We start from the raw sequence: 15,667 nt of genomic DNA on the forward strand, positions 1-15,667 counted from the left end.
CCGAGTTCGCCCTCAGGCCTGCACGGTCTGCCGCTGCGCGGCCAGGAACGCGCGTAGCGAAGCCGGCTTGATCGGTTTGGTCAGCACCCGGCAGCCGCGTTCGCGCGCGGCCAGCTTGAGCGCGTCGCTGCCGTCGCCGGTAAGCAGCGCCGCCGGCAGGATGCGGCCGGCGCGCTCGCGCAGGGCATCGACCACGCCCAGGCCGTCGAGACGGTCGTGCAGATGGAAATCGACCAGGGCCACATCGGGCCGCTGATCCATCAGCGCCAGCGCTTCGTCGACCGTGGCCGCGACCAGGGCGGTGGCCTGCCAGCGCATCAGCAAGGTGCGCATGCCGTCCAGGATCTCCAGGTCGTTGTCGACGCAGAGCACGCGCAGGCCGGCCAGGGAGTCGGCGATCGCCGGCGCCGCGACGGCGCGCGCGCGCGGCGTGCGGCCGCAGGGCACCGCGATCGAGAACACGCTGCCGCGGCCGACGTGGGAGCGCACCTGCAGCGGGTGGTCGAGCGTGCGCGCGATGCGCTGGCAGATCGACAGGCCCAGGCCGAGGCCGCGTTCGCCGCCGACGCCGGGCTGATCGAAGCGGCGGAACTCGTCGAAGATCTGCTCCAGATGATGCTCGGGGATGCCCGGACCGGTGTCCCAGACCTGCAGTTCGACCTGGCCGTCGCGCGCGCGCGCGGCCATCAGCACGCCGCCTTCGCGGGTGTAGCGCAGGGCGTTGGCGATGAAGTTCTGCAGGGCGCGGCGCAGCAGGCGGCGGTCGCTGCGCACCGGCATCTCGTCGGCGGGCACGCGCACGCGCAGCTGCAGGCCGCGGCCGGCGGCGCTGGGCGCGTACTGCGCGGCGAGTTCGTGCAGCAGTTCGCCGGCATCGAAATCGGTGAGTTCCGGACGCAGCGCGCCGGCGTCCAGGCGTGAGATGTCGAGCAGGCCGTCGAGCAGGTCTTCGGCCGCGCGCAGCGAGGCGTCGACGCGTTCGGCCAGGCGGGTCTGTTCGTCGGCGTCGGTGGTTTCGCGCAGCGCGGTGGTGAACAGGCGCGCGGCGTTCAAGGGCTGCAGCACGTCGTGACTGACCGCGGCCAGGAAGCGGGTCTTGGATTGCTGCGCGGCTTCGGCTTCCTGGGTGCGTTGCTCGACGCGCTGCTCCAGGGTCTCGTTGGCCTCGCGCAGCGCCTGTTCGGAGCGCTTGTAGTCGGTGACGTCGCTGTAGCTGGTGACGTAACCGCCGCCGAGCAGCGGGCGGCCGACCATTTCGATCACCTGGCCGTTGGCGCGCACGCGCTCGAACACGTGCGAGGCGCCCGCGCGCAGATGGGCGAGGCGGCGCCGCACCTGGGCGTCGATGTCGCCCGGGCCCATCTCGCCGCGTTCGGCGTTCCAGCGGATCAGGTCGCTGACCGGACGGCCGACGTAGAGCATGCCGTCGGGGTAGTCGAACAATTCCTGGTAGCGGCGGTTCCAGGCCACCAGGCGCATGTCGCGGTCGACCACGCTCACGCCCTGGCTGATGTTCTCCAGCGTGGTCGACAGCACCTGGCGATTGAAGCGCAGTTCCTGGTTGGCCTCGTCGAGCAGGGCCACGACTTCGCCCAGTTCCATGCCCGAGCCGCGCAGCGCGCTGGTCAGGGTGAGCCGCGCCGAAGCCGCGCCGATCGCCGAGGCCAGCAGGCGTTCGGTGAACTGGGCCAGGGCGCGGTCGGCGGGCTGGTCGGGCAGCCAGGTGCGGCCCCGGGCCTGCGCGTATTCCTCGAATGCGCGGCGCGCGTGGCGTTCGCCGACGATGCGTTCGGCCAGGGTCAGCAGTTCGCCGCTGCGCACGCTGCCGGCCCAGCCGCCCGGGCCCAGGGCCGGGCGCTGCACGTAAGGATCCAGGTAGGTCGCGGCGAGCAATTGCTCCTGCAGGCGCGGGCGTTGCCGCACCGAGACGAACAGGAAGGCGCCGATGTTGAACAGCAGCGACCAGAAGGTGCCGTGGGTCAGCGCGTCCCAGCCGGTGAGCCCGAACAGCTGCTCCGGCCGCAGCCAAGACACGCCCAGCGGCCCGTGCTCGATCCAGCCGGTGTCGATCCAGCCGACCCGTCCCAGCGCCGGCAGCAGCAGGGTGTAGAGCCACAGCAGCGCGCCGGCGAGCAGGCCGGCGAACGCGCCCGCGCGGCTCGCGCCACGCCAATAGAGCCCGCCGATCAGCGCCGGCGCGAACTGCGCGACCGCCGCGAACGCGAGCAGACCGTGCTGGGCCAGGCTGTCGGCGCCGACCGAGGCGCGGTGGTAGGCGTAGGCCATCATCGCCAGCACCAGGATGGTCGCGCGCCGCACCCACAGCACCTGGCGGTCGATGCCCTGGGTTTCGCGCAGGGCGCCGCTGCGCAGCAGCAACGGCACGATCAGGTCGTTGCTGACCATGGTCGCCAGGGCGACGCTGGCCACGATCACCATGCCGGTCGCGGCCGAGAAGCCGCCGATGTAGACCATCAGCGCCAGGGTTTCCTGCTTCAGCGCCAGCGGCAGGGCCAGCACGTAGGTGTCCGGCGACACCGAGCTGCCTGCGAGCACGGCCTGGCCGGTCAGGGTGATCGGCACCACCAGCAGGCTGATCAGGGCGAGATAGCCGCCGAACAGCCAGCGCGCGGGGCGCAGGTCGTTCGGGTCCTGGCATTCGACCACGGCGACGTGGAACTGCCGCGGCAGGCACAGGATCGCGGCGAAGGCGAGCAGGGTCTGGGCGACGAAGCCGGGCGGCAACCCGGGCGCGGTGACCACGTGCGCGGCCTGGCCCACGCGTGCGGCCAGGCTGCCGTCGCCGGGCAGGTGGGCGAGCGCGAACAGGCCGATCGCGACGAAGGCGACCAGTTTGACCAGCGACTCCAGCGCGACCGCCAGCACCATGCCGTGATGGTGCTCGGTGGCGTCGATCTGGCGGGTGCCGAACAGGATCGCGAACACCGCCAGCATCAACGCGACGTAGAACGCCGGATCGGCGAGCAGGCTGGCGTCGGAGGGCACGCCGGCCAGCACTTCCACGCTCATGGCCACGGCTTTGAACTGCAGGGCGACGTAGGGCACCGCGGCGGTCAGGGCGACCGCGGCGACCAGCGCGGCCAGGCCGGGCGCGCGGCCGTAGCGCGAGGACAGGAAGTCGGCGATCGAGACGATGCGGTGCTCGCCGGAAATCAGCACTAGGCGTTCGAGGATGCGCCAGCCGAAGGCCAGCATCAGCAGCGGGCCCAGGTAGATCGGCAGGAAGCCCAGGCCGGTGCGCGCGGCGGTGCCGACCGCGCCGTAGAAGGTCCAGGACGAGCAGTACACCGCCAGCGCCAGCGAATACACGGCCGGGCGCAGCCAGCGCAGCTTCGGGATGCGCGCGGTGCGCTGGTCGCCGTAGTAGGCGACCGCGAACAGCAGGCCCACGTAGCCGGCCGACACCAGCAGCAATATCCAGCCTGGGATCACCGCAGGACCACTCCGCATTCGGATTAACGAGTGTACGGCGGGCGAGGCGGGGGAGGCTTGGGGGCTACGAAAGTCTTAGGTGGGGCGGCCGCCCTCACCCCAACCCCTCTCCCGCAGGCGAGAGAGGGCATGAGCGCGCAGCGCGAATGCTCTGGATCCTCACGCCATCACCGCTCCGCCGGCCCCAAAAGAGAGGGGCCAAAAACAAGAAACCCGCCTTGTGGGCGGGTTTCTCGCGAGGCATGGATCCCCGCCTGCGCGGGATGACCTACCGGCAAAGCCGTTCGCGCGCCGCGCGAACGGGCCGGAAGATCACTTGATCTTGCCTTCCTTATAGATCACGTGCTTGCGAACGACGGGGTCGTACTTCTTGACCTCCATCTTGTTCGGGGTGTTCTTCTTGTTCTTGTCGGTCGTGTAGAAGTGACCGGTGTTGGCCGAAGAGATCAGTCGGATCTTGTCGCGCTTGGAAGCCATGGGTCAGGTCCTCAGATCTTTTCGCCGCGGGCGCGGAGATCGGCCAGAACGGCGTCGATGCCGTTCTTGTCGATGGTGCGCATGGCGTTGGCGGAAACACGCAGCTTGATCCAACGGTTCTCACTGGCGACCCAGAAGCGGCGCTCGTGGAGGTTGGGGAGGAAGCGGCGGCGGGTCTTGTTCATGGCATGCGAGACGTTGTTGCCGGTCGTCGTTCGCTTGCCCGTTACTTGGCATACGCGGGACATGTGCACCTCGAAAGGATTGGATGCTTCCCTTGGCCAGGGAGGCGGCGGCCCCGCCGTCGGCGCGGAAATCCGCGGACAGCGCGCGATACGGGTGATTACCTCAGCTGGGCGGCACGGGTCGGATTCGCGCTTCCGGTCCCGTCCGGACTTGCCCCTAAGGGTGCGTCGGACACAGCGAGCCGCGCATTATGCAGGTAAATCCGAGCCGGGACAAGCACTTGGCCGCGCAGGCGGGTCGGTCGGCCCGGCCGGCGCAGTATCCTTCAGGGCCGCGAATCGCCGTCCGCGGCGTTCCGCCCTTTCCACAGCGACCCCACGAGGTGCCCATGATCCGCGTAGCCACCTGTTCCTGCGGCCAATTGCGCCTGGCTTGCGAGGGCGAGCCGGTCCGGGTCTCGGTCTGCCATTGCCTGGAATGCCAGCGCCGCACCGGCAGCGCGTTCGGGGTTCAGGCGCGTTACCCGCGCGAGCGGGTGCGCCTGCTCGAGGGCCGTTCCGGGCGGTTCGAGCGCCGTGGCGATACCGGCAGCCTGGCCAGCTTCCGGTTCTGCCAGGACTGCGGCTCGACGGTCTACTGGGAGCTGGAGGCGGTGCCGGGCCACGTCGCGGTCGCGGTCGGGAACTTTGCCGAGCCGGGCTACCCGGCGCCGGCTCACTCGGTCTACGAAGTCCGCCGGCATGCCTGGGTGGGCTTGCCCGAGGGGATCGAGCACATCGATTGAGGCGGGGGGCGACGCGATTGCCGCCGTACCCATGCTGCCGCACGGCGGTCCCGGCGGATCGGCAGGGCGGGCAAGCCGCCCCGCCGCGCATGCGGGTCCGGCTAGTGCCCGGCGCGATCCCGGTGCCAGCCGCGGTGCTTGATGTCCAGGTACAGGCTGTAGGCGGCGGTGAAGGCCGGGAACAGGTTCTGGATCACGCCGACCGAGTCCTGCTTCTGCGAAAACACGAAGTAGCTCAGGGTCATCGCGCTGCCGATCAGGCTCATGTACCAGAACGCGCGCGGGATCACCGGCTTGCCGTGGCGCTTGCTGGCGACGAACTGGACCAGCCAGCGGCCGCCGAACATCAGCGCGCCGGTCAGGCCGATCAGCTTCCACGGCGACATGTGCAGGCCGGTCCAGGCCAGCCACTCGATCGGCGAATTCATGAAGTCCATGCGTCTCAGACCTCTTCGGTGGAGGTGACCTTGCCGCGCTTGATCAGCCAGGCGACGCCGCGCAGATCGCTGATGCCGACCAGGGCGCGGTTGAGATTGTTGTACTTGGACACGCCGGTGGAGCGGGCGCGGTGGTTGACCGGGACGCTGACCGTCTTCCAGCCGGCGCGCTGCATCAGCGCGGGCAGGTAGCGGTGCATGTGGTTGAAGTGCGGCAGGTCGAGGAAGGCCTCGCGCTCGAACAGCTTGATGCCGCACCCGGTGTCGGGAGTGTCGTCGCGCAGCATGCGGCTGCGGATCGCGTTGGCCCACTTCGAGGCCCAGCGCTTGCTGCCCGAGTCCTGGCGGTTCACCCGCCAGCCGGCGAACAGCTTGATGTCGGGCGTGGATTCGGCGCGTTTGGCCAGCAGCTTGGGGATGTCGGCCGGGTCGTTCTGGCCGTCGCCGTCCAGGGTCGCGATCCAGGCGCCGCGCGCGGCCTTGACGCCGTTGCGGATCGCGGTGCTCTGGCCGCTCTGGCTGACGTGGTGGACCACGCGCAGCTCGGGCACTTGCGCCTTGAGCGCGCGCAGCGCGTCCAGGGTGCCGTCGCGCGAGCGGTCGTCGACGTAGACGATCTCGAAGTCGGCCACGCCGCGCAAGGCGGCGGTGATCTCGTGGACCAGCGGGGCGACATTGTCCTGCTCGTTGAACACGGGGACGACGACGGACAGTTCGGGGCTATGGTTTGCGGTCATCTAGCGGACTCGTCGCGGCTCGCATGAGCCGGGATTGGCGGTGCGGGGCCCCCGAGCATCGGAACAGGGGCCGGTAAGAGGGTACGACGCACGGCCTCGATCGGGAGCGACGCCTACGAACCGGCAGCGCTCGAAACCGGCGCCGGGCCGCGATCCATGCCCCACGCGCCCGCTCCGGCGGGGCGGCGAAGAGTCAGGCGTCGGCGCCGAAATAGTCCCGGCACCAGGCGACCACCTGCGGCAGCCCGGTCTCGATCGAGGTCGTCGGCTCGAACCCGAACGCGGCCTTGGCGCGCGCAGTATCGGCCATCGTCTCGACCATGTCGCCCGGCTGCATCGGCAGGTAGACCTTTTCGGCGGTGCGGCCGGCGGCGGCCTCGATCACGCCGATGAAATGTTCCAGCTCGACCGGGGTGTGGTTGCCCAGGTTGAACACGCGGTGCGGCGGCTCGTCCTGCGAGGGGTGTTCGAGCGCGCCCAGCACGCCGGCGACGATGTCGTCGACGAAGGTGAAGTCGCGGCGCATGCGGCCATGGTTGAAAACCTGGATCGGCCGGCCCGCCAGCACCGCGCGCGAGAACAGCAGCGGCGCCATGTCCGGGCGGCCCCAGGGGCCGTAGACGGTGAAGAAGCGCAGGCCGGTCGCGCGCAGGCCGTAGAGGTGGGCGTAGGTGTGCGCCATCAGCTCGTTGGCGGCCTTGGTCGCCGCGTACAGCGAGCGCGGTTGGTCGACGCGCTGGTCTTCGGAGAACGGCGGCACCGCCGAGTCGCCGTAGACCGAGGACGAGCTGGCGTAGACCAAGTGCTGCACGCCGCGATGGCGGCACAGCTCCAGCAGGTTCACGAAGCCGGCCAGATTGCTGTCGACGTAGGCGTGCGGGTGGGTCAGCGAATAGCGCACGCCGGCCTGGGCGGCCAGGTGGATCACCCGGGTCGGCGCGACCTCGTCGAACAGTGCGGCCAGGCCGTCGCGGTCGCTCAGGTCGATGGCGCGGATGTCCGTGTCCGGGCACAGCGCGGCGACGCGGTCGCGCTTGAGCTGCGGGTCGTAATAGTCGTTGTAGTTGTCCAGCCCGATCACGGCTTGGCCGCGGGCGCGCAGGGCGCGGCAGACGTAGCTGCCGATGAAACCGGCAGCGCCGGTGACGAGAAGGGTCATGGGGCGATGGTGACGGATTCGGGAGCGGGAAGCATGCGCTGGCGGTGGTTACCGTATCGACAATGTCGGCGATCCCGGGTCGGAACCGCGTCGTCGCGGTGGCGACTGATGCGCGGGCGACCGATACGCGGGCGCCAGCATGGCCGCCCGCGCCTGAAGCGCAGCAGACTCCGCGCGCTGGCCGGAGTCCGCCGCGCCGGTCGCGCTTACTTCACCACGAGCTGCTTGGCCAGGCCGAAGGCTTCGTTGAGCTCGGACTGGGTGGCCGCGTCGATCCAGACGTAGACCCGGACCTTGCTCTTGGGCTTTTCGCCGGGCAGCACGATCGTGGTTTCGCGTGAGAACGGACGCGCGTCGTTGACGGTGGCCTTCTTGTACCAGACGACCTGCTGGCTGCCGACCGTGCCCTTTTCGGCGCGGGCCTTCTTGTCCGGCTTGAAGCTGCGCGAGCCCAGGTACACGCCCAGGCCCTTGCCGGCGGCGATGTTGGACGGCAGTTCCAGGTAGCACAGGGTGTAGTCGTCGCCCCTGCGCTCGGTCCAGGCCAGGTCGGCGCTGTTGAGACTGGGGCAGGTCGCACCGGCCCGGGCGTAGGCTTGGGCGAAGGCCAGGGACGGGGCCAGCAGCAGGGCCGCGAGGGCTATCCGTTTCATATGCATCTCCTTGGTGATTGCGATGGGCTTTGGACGAGGGGTGGAAGTGGGGCGGCCGTGGAAGCGGAGCTTATCGCGCCGGGATGTCAGAACAGGCCGAAACGTTTTTTGGCGACGTTGCGCCGGGTCGGGTCGATGATGTCGTCGAGGTCGGCGAACTTGTCCAGCAGGCCGTCGGTGCCCTTGCGCAGCTTGAACTCGCGCTCCTCCGGGTACATCGGCACCACGGCGAGGAACTGGATCTCCTTGTCGTCGTCGATGCGTAGGCGGTGAAAGCCGTCGGGCACGCTGACCGAGGGCAGCAGGATCGCCGTATCCAGGCGCGTGCCGTCGGCGTAGGGCTCCGGCGGGTCGCCGTTGGCGACGGTGTGGCCCCAGCCCAGCCAGGTGCGGTGCTTGTGCGGAAAGCGCGCCAGCATCTTCAGCAGCCGGACCGGCCAGTACCAGCGCTCGTCCTTCATCGATTCCTGGTCGAGCCGCCAGTCGGCCGGCAGGGTCGCGATCAATTCCAGATAGCGCGGCGCGTCCGAGCCTTCGGGCACCGCCATCGCCAGGTCGCTCATGCCGGAGGTCACCAGGCGGACGTAGGGCTGGTTCTCGCTGGCCGGCAGGAAATGCACGTCGATGTGGACCAGGTCCGAGGCCAGCTCATGGAACACGCTGCCGATCGGGCCCAGATGGGCTTCGATATGCTCGGAAATCTGTTCCAGGCAGATCTCGCCCTGGACCGGCTCCCACTCCGGCGCTGCGTCGTAGCGGTAGATCGGGCTGCCGCTGAGGCTGACCACCTCGGCCTTCCTGCCTTCCGCGCCTTCCGCCTGGTTTTCCGTCTGGTCTTCCGCCATGTCCGCCTCCCCCCTCAGGTCCGGCCGTGGTCGCTGCGTGCCGGGCCTTATTCGACCTTGCCGCGCAGCTTTTCCAGCACGCCGTCGAGCGAGTCCAGGTCGCTGTAATGGATCACCAGGCGGCCCTTGCCGCCGCGGCCGTGCAGCACGTTGACCTGGGTGTTGAGCGATTCCGACAGCTCGCGCTCGAGCGTGGCGATGTCCGCCTGCGGCTTGGCCTTGGTCGGCTTGGGCTTGCCGCTGCCGGTGGGGACCTTGCCCGCGGCCAGCTGCTGCACGCGGTGTTCGACGTCGCGCACCGACCAGCCCAGTTCGGCGGCCTGGCGCGCCAGCGCGATCGCGGCCTGCGGCGCCAGGGTCAGCAGCGCGCGCGCATGGCCCATGTCGAGGGCGCGGGTCTCGACCAGCACCCGGATCTCGGCCGGCAGCTCCAGTAGGCGCAGCAGGTTGGACACCGCCACCCGCGAGCGGCCGACCGCTTCGGCGGCCTGGGCGTGGGTGAGGTCGAATTCGTCGATCAGGCGCTGCAGCGCGGTGGCTTCTTCCAGCGGGTTGAGATCTTCGCGCTGGATGTTCTCGATCAGCGCCATCGCGACCACGGTGCGGTCGTCGACTTCGCGGATCACCACCGGGATTTCGGTCAGCCCGGCCAGCTGGGTCGCGCGCCAGCGGCGTTCGCCGGCGATGATTTCGTAGCGCTTGCCGCCGATGTCGCGCACGACGATCGGCTGGATCACGCCCTGGGCCTTGATCGACTCGGCCAGCTCGGCGAGCTTGTCGTGGTCCCAGGTCTTGCGCGGCTGGTACTTGCCGGCGGTCAGCGCGTCCACGGGCAGCTTGCGCATCACGTCGGCTTCGGTGGCTTCCAGGATCGGCGCCTCGGCGGCGGCCTTGGGGCCGAGCAGGGCTTCCAGCCCGCGGCCGAGGCCGCGCTTCTTGGCCGCACTCATGCCACGGTCTCCTTGTGGTCGCGTTGCGCCGTCTTGGCGGCTTGGTCGCGCTCGCGCTGGCGGCGCAGCACTTCGCCGGCCAGGCCCAGGTAGGCGATGCCGCCGCGGCTGGCCTTGTCGTAGCCGACGATGCTCTGGCCGTGGCTGGGCGCTTCGGCCAGGCGCACGTTGCGCGGCACGATGGTGCGGAACACGCGGTCGCCGAAGTGATTGGTCAGTTCGGCCGAGACCGCGTTGGCGAGGTTGTTGCGCACGTCGAACATGGTGCGCAGCACGCCTTCGATCTCCAGGTCCGGGTTGAGCCTGGCCTTGAGCGCGTTGATGGTGTCGAGCAGGGCGCTGATGCCTTCCAGCGCGTAGTACTCGCACTGCATCGGCACGATGATCGAGTCGGCCGCGGTCAGCGCGTTGAGCGTGAGCAGCGACAGCGCCGGCGGGCAGTCGATCAGGATGTAGTCGTAGTTGGCGCGCAGCGGCGCCAATGCGCTCTTCAGGCGCTGCTCGCGCGCGTCCTCGCCCATCAGGCGGATTTCGGCGGCGGTCAGCTCGATGTTGGCCGGCAGCAGGTCGAACTCTTCCGGCGCGCGCACCAGGATCGAGGCGGCGTCGGCTTCGCCCAGCATCACGTCGCAGATCGAGTCCTCGATCGTGCGCTTGTCGATGCCGCTGCCCATCGTGGCGTTGCCCTGCGGGTCCAGGTCGACCAGCAGCACGCGCTTGGGCGTGCGCGCGAGCGCGGCGGCCAGGTTGACCGCGGTGGTGGTCTTGCCTACCCCGCCTTTCTGATTGGCGACGGCGATGATGCGGGCCATGCGGCTCGTCCCCTGCTGTACCGGCTGTGAGGTGTATTCGGACGGCGCCGGGCGCCGGTCGGACTGGGGATTATGCCCGGACGGGACGCGTTCGCGGTCCGTCATGCGTCATTTCGGTCCGCGTCCGGCCCGGGGCCGGCAGGGGCGCGGTCGACCACGACCAGATGGCGCTCGGCATTCAGCCCCGGCACCGCCAGCGGGTGCGACGCGCGCACGCGCCAGCCCGCGGGCAGCGCGGCGATCTCGTCGACCGGGTGGGCGCCCTTCATCGCCAGCAGCACGCCGTCGGGCTTGAGCAGGTGGCCGCCCAGTTCCAGGATCAGCGGCAGGGTCGCCAGGGCGCGCGCGGTGATGGCGTCGTAGGCGCCGGGCTCGGCGAAGGCCTCGATCCGCGATTCGGCCACGCGCGCGTCCTTCAAACCCAGGGTGCGCAGGGCTTCGCGCATGAAGCGCGCCTTCTTGCCGTTGCTCTCGACCAGGGTCACGCGCAGGCCCGGCTTGACGATCGCCAGCGGGATCCCGGGCAGGCCGGCGCCGGTGCCCAGGTCGGCCAGGGCGCCGCCGCGCTGCGCGATCGCGTCGACGTAGGGGTGCATCGCCAGCGAGTCGAGCAGGTGCTTGGTCACCATCTCCTGCGGGTCGCGCACCGCGGTGAGGTTGTAGGTGCGGTTCCAGCGCGCGAGCAGGGCCAGATAGTCCAGCAGCGGCGCGGCCAGGGCCGGATCCAGGGCCAGCGCGGACAGGCCGGCTTCGAGCTCGCGACGGAGCCCGGCGGGGAGGGGAGCGGGTGCGTTCATCGGCGACAGTATCGCCGATGGCGCCGGCCGGGCTCAGGTCGCACCGGTGCCGGCGGGCGCCGCGACGTCGGCGAACGGTCGCCAGGCCAGCGCACCGACGTAGCCCGGCGCCGGCGCCAGTTCCTGCAGCCGCCATTCCGACGGCGCACCCAAGGCGGGGTCGCTGTCGACCAGCAGCAGGCGGCCGTCGCGTTCTTCGAAACGCAGCCGGTGCAGGCCGAACGAGAGGCCGTGGCCGTGCGCTTTCAGTACCGCTTCCTTCAGGCACCACAGGCGCAGGAAGGCGCGGTCGCGGTCGCTCTGGGCGTTCAGCCAGGCGGTTTCCGGGGCGGTGAAATAGCGATCGGACACCGCCAGTGCGCGTGGCCGCGGGCGCAGCCGTTCCAGGTCGACGCCGACCCGTCCGCGCGCGGTCAGGGCGATCAGCAGGCTGTCGCCGCTGTGGCTCCAGTTGCAGTCCCAGCGCTCGTACGGCGCTTCCAGGTAGGGGCGCTGGCGGCCGTCGCGGCCCAGGCGCAGGGCCTGCGGCGCGGCGCCCAGCTGTTCGGCCAGCCAGGTCCGCGCCTGCGCCTCGGCGGCATGGCCGGGCGTGTGCGGCTGCCAGATCCAGCGCGGCGCGGAGTCGGTGGGAGTCATCGGTAGGTCAGGGACATGAACAATCGTTTGGCGGAACGCCAGCGCGCCAGCGTAAGCTAAAGACGGGGACGCGGCGCTAGGCCGCGATCGATGCCGATGCCGCACGGCCGGCGCTTAGGGGAAGACGGCGCTGCCGTCGGCGTAGGAATGGTGCGGCTGCGGCCGGAGCGACGAATGGCGGACGATGTCAGCGGTAGTTGATCATGATGCGGTACCCGGCGACGAACGCGTCGCCCTGGCGACCGGTACGGGCGAGCGTCTGTTCGCGTTCGCGCATGGCGATGCGATCGCGCAGCAGCGCTTCGAGCGCGAAGTGCGCGCGCTGGCGGCGGCGCTGCCGTCGGCGCGCTATGCGATCAATCTGTGCGAAGACCGCTACCGCTTCCTGGTCGCCTTCAGCGCAGCCGCCCTGCGCGGCCAGACCACGCTGTTGCCGCCCTCGCGCGCGCCGGCCGTGGTCGGCGACGCGCTGGCCCAGCACGCCGACAGTTATTGCCTGGGCGATACCGCGCTGGAACCGCCGCCGCCGCGCTACTGGCGCCTGCCCGGGACGCTGGCGCAACTCGACGGCCCGGCGCCGACCGTCGCGGCCGATGCGTTGGTCGCGATCGGTTTCACCTCCGGCAGCACCGGCCAGCCCAAGCCCAATCCGAAAACCTGGCGCTGCTTCCGCGCCAGCACCGCGCAGAACCTGGCCGCGCTCGCCGATCTGCTCGCGCCCGACACGATCACGCCGCTGGTCGCGACCGTGCCGCCGCAGCACATGTACGGCATGGAGATGTCGGTCTTGCTGCCGCTGCTGGGCCCGGTCGCGGTGCACGCGGCGCGTCCGTTCTTTCCCGGCGACGTCGCCCTGGCCCTGGCCGACGCGCCGACGCCGCCGCTGCTGGTGACCACGCCGGTGCATCTGCGCGCCCTGGTCGAATCCGGCATCGCCTTGCCGGCGCTGGCCGGCATCGTCTCGGCCACCGCGCCGCTGTCGCGGGAACTCGCCCTGGCCGCGGAAACGCGCTACGGCTGCGAGGTCCGCGAAGTGTTCGGTTCCACCGAAACCTGCGTGATCGCGCGCCGCCGCACCGCCCACGAGGACGCCTGGACGCCGCTGCCCGGCGTGCGCTTGTCGCCGCAACCCGACGGCACCGCGGTGCACGCGCCGCACCTGCCCGAGGCGGTGGTGCTGGCCGATCTGATGGAAGTCGGCGCCGACGGCCGTTTCGTGCTGCGCGGGCGCAGCGCCGACCTGCTCGAAATCGCCGGCAAGCGCGCTTCCTTGGGCGACCTCACCCGCAAACTGCTCGCGATCGACGGCGTCGAGGACGGCGTGGTGTTCCAGCTCGACAGCGACGACGGCGCGGTGCGCCGGATCGCCGCGCTCGCGGTCGCGCCGCGGTTGGAAGAGGCCGAAATCCTGCGCGCATTGCGCGCCAGCATCGATCCGGTATTCCTGCCGCGTCCGCTGCGCCGCGTCGATGCGCTGCCGCGCAACGAGACCGGAAAATTGCCGCGCGACCTGCTCTTGCAGCTGCTGCGCAGCAACGGTGGTTAAACTCCACGCGCGGCGTGTCTACGCCGCGTGACGCGCTTCGCCGCAGTGTGAACATTTAACGTTGCCATCACAAATACGCATCCAGACTGCAATCGTCCGATGCGACAGGCGAGTGCATCCTCACGGCGCAAGTGCGATCGGGCGTCCTCTGAACTATTAGGAGACACCGACATGATGGGCATCATCATTTGGCTCGTGGTTGGCGGCGTCATCGGTTGGCTGGCCAGTTTGGTCATGCGCACCGATGGGCAGCAGGGCATCTTTCTCAACGTCATCGTAGGCATCGTCGGCGCATTTCTCGGCGGTTGGCTCGGCGGCGTGCTGGGTCTGGGTGCGGGCGATATCAACGATGGCAACTTCAGTCTGACCGGCTTGCTGCTGTCGCTGGTCGGCGCGATCGTGCTGCTCGGCATCGTCAACCTGTTCCGGCGCGGTCGCGTGCGCTGAGCGCGCAGGCCGACGGAAACGAAAAAGCCCGGCATCGCCGGGCTTTTTTGTGCGCGAGTTTGTGCGCGAGCTCGCTGCATCCTCCTCGTCGACGAATCGTAGGATGTGGTGAGCCACAGGCGAACCGCATCTGCAAGCCGCGCAAGCCCGGCGGCGGCGCCTGTCCCGCTCTGGCCTTGGGGTAGGAGCGGCGTAAGCCGCGACCGCGACCTTCGTCCTCCGACCCGGCGGTTTCGCTACGGCTCTGCCTTCTGCTTCCTGCCTCCTGTGGGAGAGCGGCGTAAGCCGCGATCGCCAGCCCGGCGGCCGCGCCTGTCCCGCTCCGGCCTTGGGGTAGGAGCGGCGTGAGCCGCGACCGCGGCCTTCGGCTGCTGCGTGAGTTTCGATGCGGATCGGCTTGGCTTTCTGCTTTCTGTGGGAGCGGCGTAAGCCGCGATTGCGAATTCCGTTTGCTGCGTTAGTTTCGTTCTTAAGCAACAGCTTCCGCCTGCTGCGCATGCGGGTCACTTTCTCTTGCTAGCCCAAGAGAAAGTAACCAAAGAGAAGGGCTTGCCTTGACAACCCTCCCTTGCGAGATCGGAGCTTGCGCGGGGATTTTTCGAAGGAACATCCTGTTCCTCGAAAAACGGCGCGCGTCCTGCGCGCCGCCCTTCGGGTCTACGGATGTTCGTTTGAGTGCGTTGCTATGGATTCAAATGCCGCGGCAACGGCAACGGCAACGGCAACGGCAACGGCAACGGCAACGGCAACGGCAACGGCGAAGCTCGTCCGTCCGTGCGACCAGACTCAGCCCAACTCCACCCAAGCCGGCGCGTGGTCGCTGGGCCGTTCCCAGGTGCGCGGCTCGCGGTCGATGCCGGCGCCGGCGCAGCGGGCGCGCAACGCGTCGGAGACCAGCGCCAGGTCGATGCGCAGGCCGAGGTTGCGGCGGAACGCGGCCTGGCGGTAATCCCACCAGCTGAACTCGCCGGCGCCGTCGTTGTGCATGCGGTAGCTGTCGTGCAAGCCCAGCGCGTACAGGCGGCGCAGCGCATCGCGTTCGGCGGTCGAGGTCAGGATGTGGCCCTCGTTCCACACGGCCGGGTCGTACACGTCGCGCTCGTCGGGTGCGATGTTGAAGTCGCCCAGCACCACCAGCTGCGGGTGCGCGCGCAGTTCTTCGGCCAGCCAGTCGTGGATCGCATCCAGCCAGCGCAGTTTGTAGGCGTACTTGTCGGTGCCCACGTCCTGGCCGTTGACCACGTACAGGTTGACGATGCGCACATCGCCGACGGTGGCGGCGATCACGCGCTTCTGCTCGTCCTCGAAGCCGGGCACGCCGATCTGCACGTCGCGCGCGCTTTCGCGCGACAGGATCGCCACGCCGTTGTAGGTCTTCTGGCCGGCGAACACGCTGCGGTAGCCCAGTGCGGCCAGGGCGTCGTCGGGGAAGCGGTGGTCTTCGAGCTTGGTTTCCTGCAGCGCCACCACGTCCGGCATGCGCAGGCCCAGCCAGGTTTCCAGGTGCGGCATGCGCACGTTGAGCGAGTTGACGTTCCAGCTGGCGATTTTCATATGGGCATCAACCTATTGAATTTATTATATTTATTTCTTCGCTTCATCGATCATGCTCCCAGCGATACCCGCAATTTGCCTAGGTCGCAGATGCCTGTGGCCGGGCGTCATTTTCAGACTATAGCCCTCTTTCAGCATTTGCTGAAACCTGCCATTCCACTGAACGCCGCTTGATTATTTCACTAGAATTGCTA

Annotated in this window: 16 protein-coding genes; 3 read left to right on the forward strand and 13 right to left on the reverse strand. The window is 69.4% G+C overall.

The annotated features are described in order from the left end of the window. Positions 1-12 precede the first annotated feature (12 nt). From ASD78_RS00480 to rpmB, 3 genes are all read right to left on the reverse strand, one after another. Entirely contained in the window at positions 13-3,453 is a 3,441-nt protein-coding gene (locus tag ASD78_RS00480) for a PAS domain-containing hybrid sensor histidine kinase/response regulator (RefSeq protein ID WP_056097708.1), read from the reverse strand. A 312-nt stretch (positions 3,454-3,765) separates the two neighbouring features. Next, complete coding sequence (gene rpmG, locus ASD78_RS00485) at positions 3,766-3,930, reverse strand: 50S ribosomal protein L33 (protein ID WP_036168663.1); 165 nt, start codon at positions 3,928-3,930, stop codon at positions 3,766-3,768. 11 nt (positions 3,931-3,941) lie between these two features. Continuing rightward, complete coding sequence (gene rpmB, locus ASD78_RS00490; protein WP_055907473.1) at positions 3,942-4,178, reverse strand: 50S ribosomal protein L28; 237 nt, start codon at positions 4,176-4,178, stop codon at positions 3,942-3,944. A gap of 326 nt (positions 4,179-4,504) precedes the next feature. On the opposite strand from rpmB, the gene ASD78_RS00495 reads away from it, so the two are divergent. After that, positions 4,505-4,900 carry a GFA family protein gene (locus ASD78_RS00495; protein WP_055907476.1) on the forward strand — a complete coding sequence of 132 codons (396 nt, stop codon included), beginning with the start codon at positions 4,505-4,507 and terminating at the stop codon, positions 4,898-4,900. Between the two features lie 101 nt (positions 4,901-5,001). Here the strand turns inward: ASD78_RS00495 and ASD78_RS00500 are convergent, their stop codons facing one another. From ASD78_RS00500 to ASD78_RS00540, 9 genes are all read right to left on the reverse strand, one after another. After that, complete coding sequence (locus ASD78_RS00500) at positions 5,002-5,337, reverse strand: lipid-A-disaccharide synthase N-terminal domain-containing protein (RefSeq protein ID WP_055907477.1); 336 nt, start codon at positions 5,335-5,337, stop codon at positions 5,002-5,004. A 5-nt stretch (positions 5,338-5,342) separates the two neighbouring features. Then, complete coding sequence (locus ASD78_RS00505; RefSeq protein ID WP_056097709.1) at positions 5,343-6,074, reverse strand: glycosyltransferase family 2 protein; 732 nt, start codon at positions 6,072-6,074, stop codon at positions 5,343-5,345. A 193-nt stretch (positions 6,075-6,267) separates the two neighbouring features. Further along, the gene (locus ASD78_RS00510) at positions 6,268-7,233 is read right to left on the reverse strand and encodes an NAD-dependent epimerase/dehydratase family protein (protein ID WP_056097710.1); all 966 of its coding nucleotides are present in this window, start codon (positions 7,231-7,233) and stop codon (positions 6,268-6,270) included. A gap of 206 nt (positions 7,234-7,439) precedes the next feature. Then, positions 7,440-7,886 (reverse strand): hypothetical protein, encoded by a 447-nt coding sequence (locus ASD78_RS00515; RefSeq protein ID WP_056097711.1) that lies wholly within the window; start codon positions 7,884-7,886, stop codon positions 7,440-7,442. Between the two features lie 86 nt (positions 7,887-7,972). Beyond that, entirely contained in the window at positions 7,973-8,731 is a 759-nt protein-coding gene (locus tag ASD78_RS00520; RefSeq protein WP_056097712.1) for a suppressor of fused domain protein, read from the reverse strand. A gap of 47 nt (positions 8,732-8,778) precedes the next feature. Beyond that, a complete protein-coding gene (locus ASD78_RS00525) occupies positions 8,779-9,681 on the reverse strand; it encodes a ParB/RepB/Spo0J family partition protein (RefSeq protein WP_055907493.1) in 903 nt (300 codons plus the stop codon). Further along, complete coding sequence (locus ASD78_RS00530) at positions 9,678-10,493, reverse strand: AAA family ATPase (protein WP_056097713.1); 816 nt, start codon at positions 10,491-10,493, stop codon at positions 9,678-9,680. The genes ASD78_RS00525 and ASD78_RS00530 overlap by 4 nt, the downstream gene beginning before the upstream one ends. A gap of 101 nt (positions 10,494-10,594) precedes the next feature. Then, positions 10,595-11,290 carry a 16S rRNA (guanine(527)-N(7))-methyltransferase RsmG gene (gene rsmG, locus ASD78_RS00535; protein WP_055907500.1) on the reverse strand — a complete coding sequence of 232 codons (696 nt, stop codon included), beginning with the start codon at positions 11,288-11,290 and terminating at the stop codon, positions 10,595-10,597. A gap of 33 nt (positions 11,291-11,323) precedes the next feature. Then, positions 11,324-11,926 (reverse strand): 4'-phosphopantetheinyl transferase superfamily protein, encoded by a 603-nt coding sequence (locus ASD78_RS00540; RefSeq protein WP_082575357.1) that lies wholly within the window; start codon positions 11,924-11,926, stop codon positions 11,324-11,326. Positions 11,927-12,110: 184 nt separating this feature from the next. Here ASD78_RS00540 and ASD78_RS00545 point away from each other — a divergent pair, with 184 nt between their 5' ends. Next, complete coding sequence (locus ASD78_RS00545; protein ID WP_082575358.1) at positions 12,111-13,472, forward strand: AMP-binding protein; 1,362 nt, start codon at positions 12,111-12,113, stop codon at positions 13,470-13,472. Positions 13,473-13,646: 174 nt separating this feature from the next. Next, positions 13,647-13,919 (forward strand): GlsB/YeaQ/YmgE family stress response membrane protein, encoded by a 273-nt coding sequence (locus tag ASD78_RS00550; RefSeq protein WP_055908482.1) that lies wholly within the window; start codon positions 13,647-13,649, stop codon positions 13,917-13,919. A gap of 786 nt (positions 13,920-14,705) precedes the next feature. On the opposite strand, the gene xth is transcribed toward ASD78_RS00550, so the two are convergent. After that, positions 14,706-15,473: an exodeoxyribonuclease III gene (gene xth / locus ASD78_RS00555; RefSeq protein WP_056097714.1), complete on the reverse strand. Its 768-nt coding sequence runs from the start codon at positions 15,471-15,473 to the stop codon at positions 14,706-14,708. Between the last annotated feature and the right edge of the window lie 194 nt (positions 15,474-15,667).

Source organism: Lysobacter sp. Root667 (assembly GCF_001427715.1).
GTDB lineage: Bacteria > Pseudomonadota > Gammaproteobacteria > Xanthomonadales > Xanthomonadaceae > Lysobacter.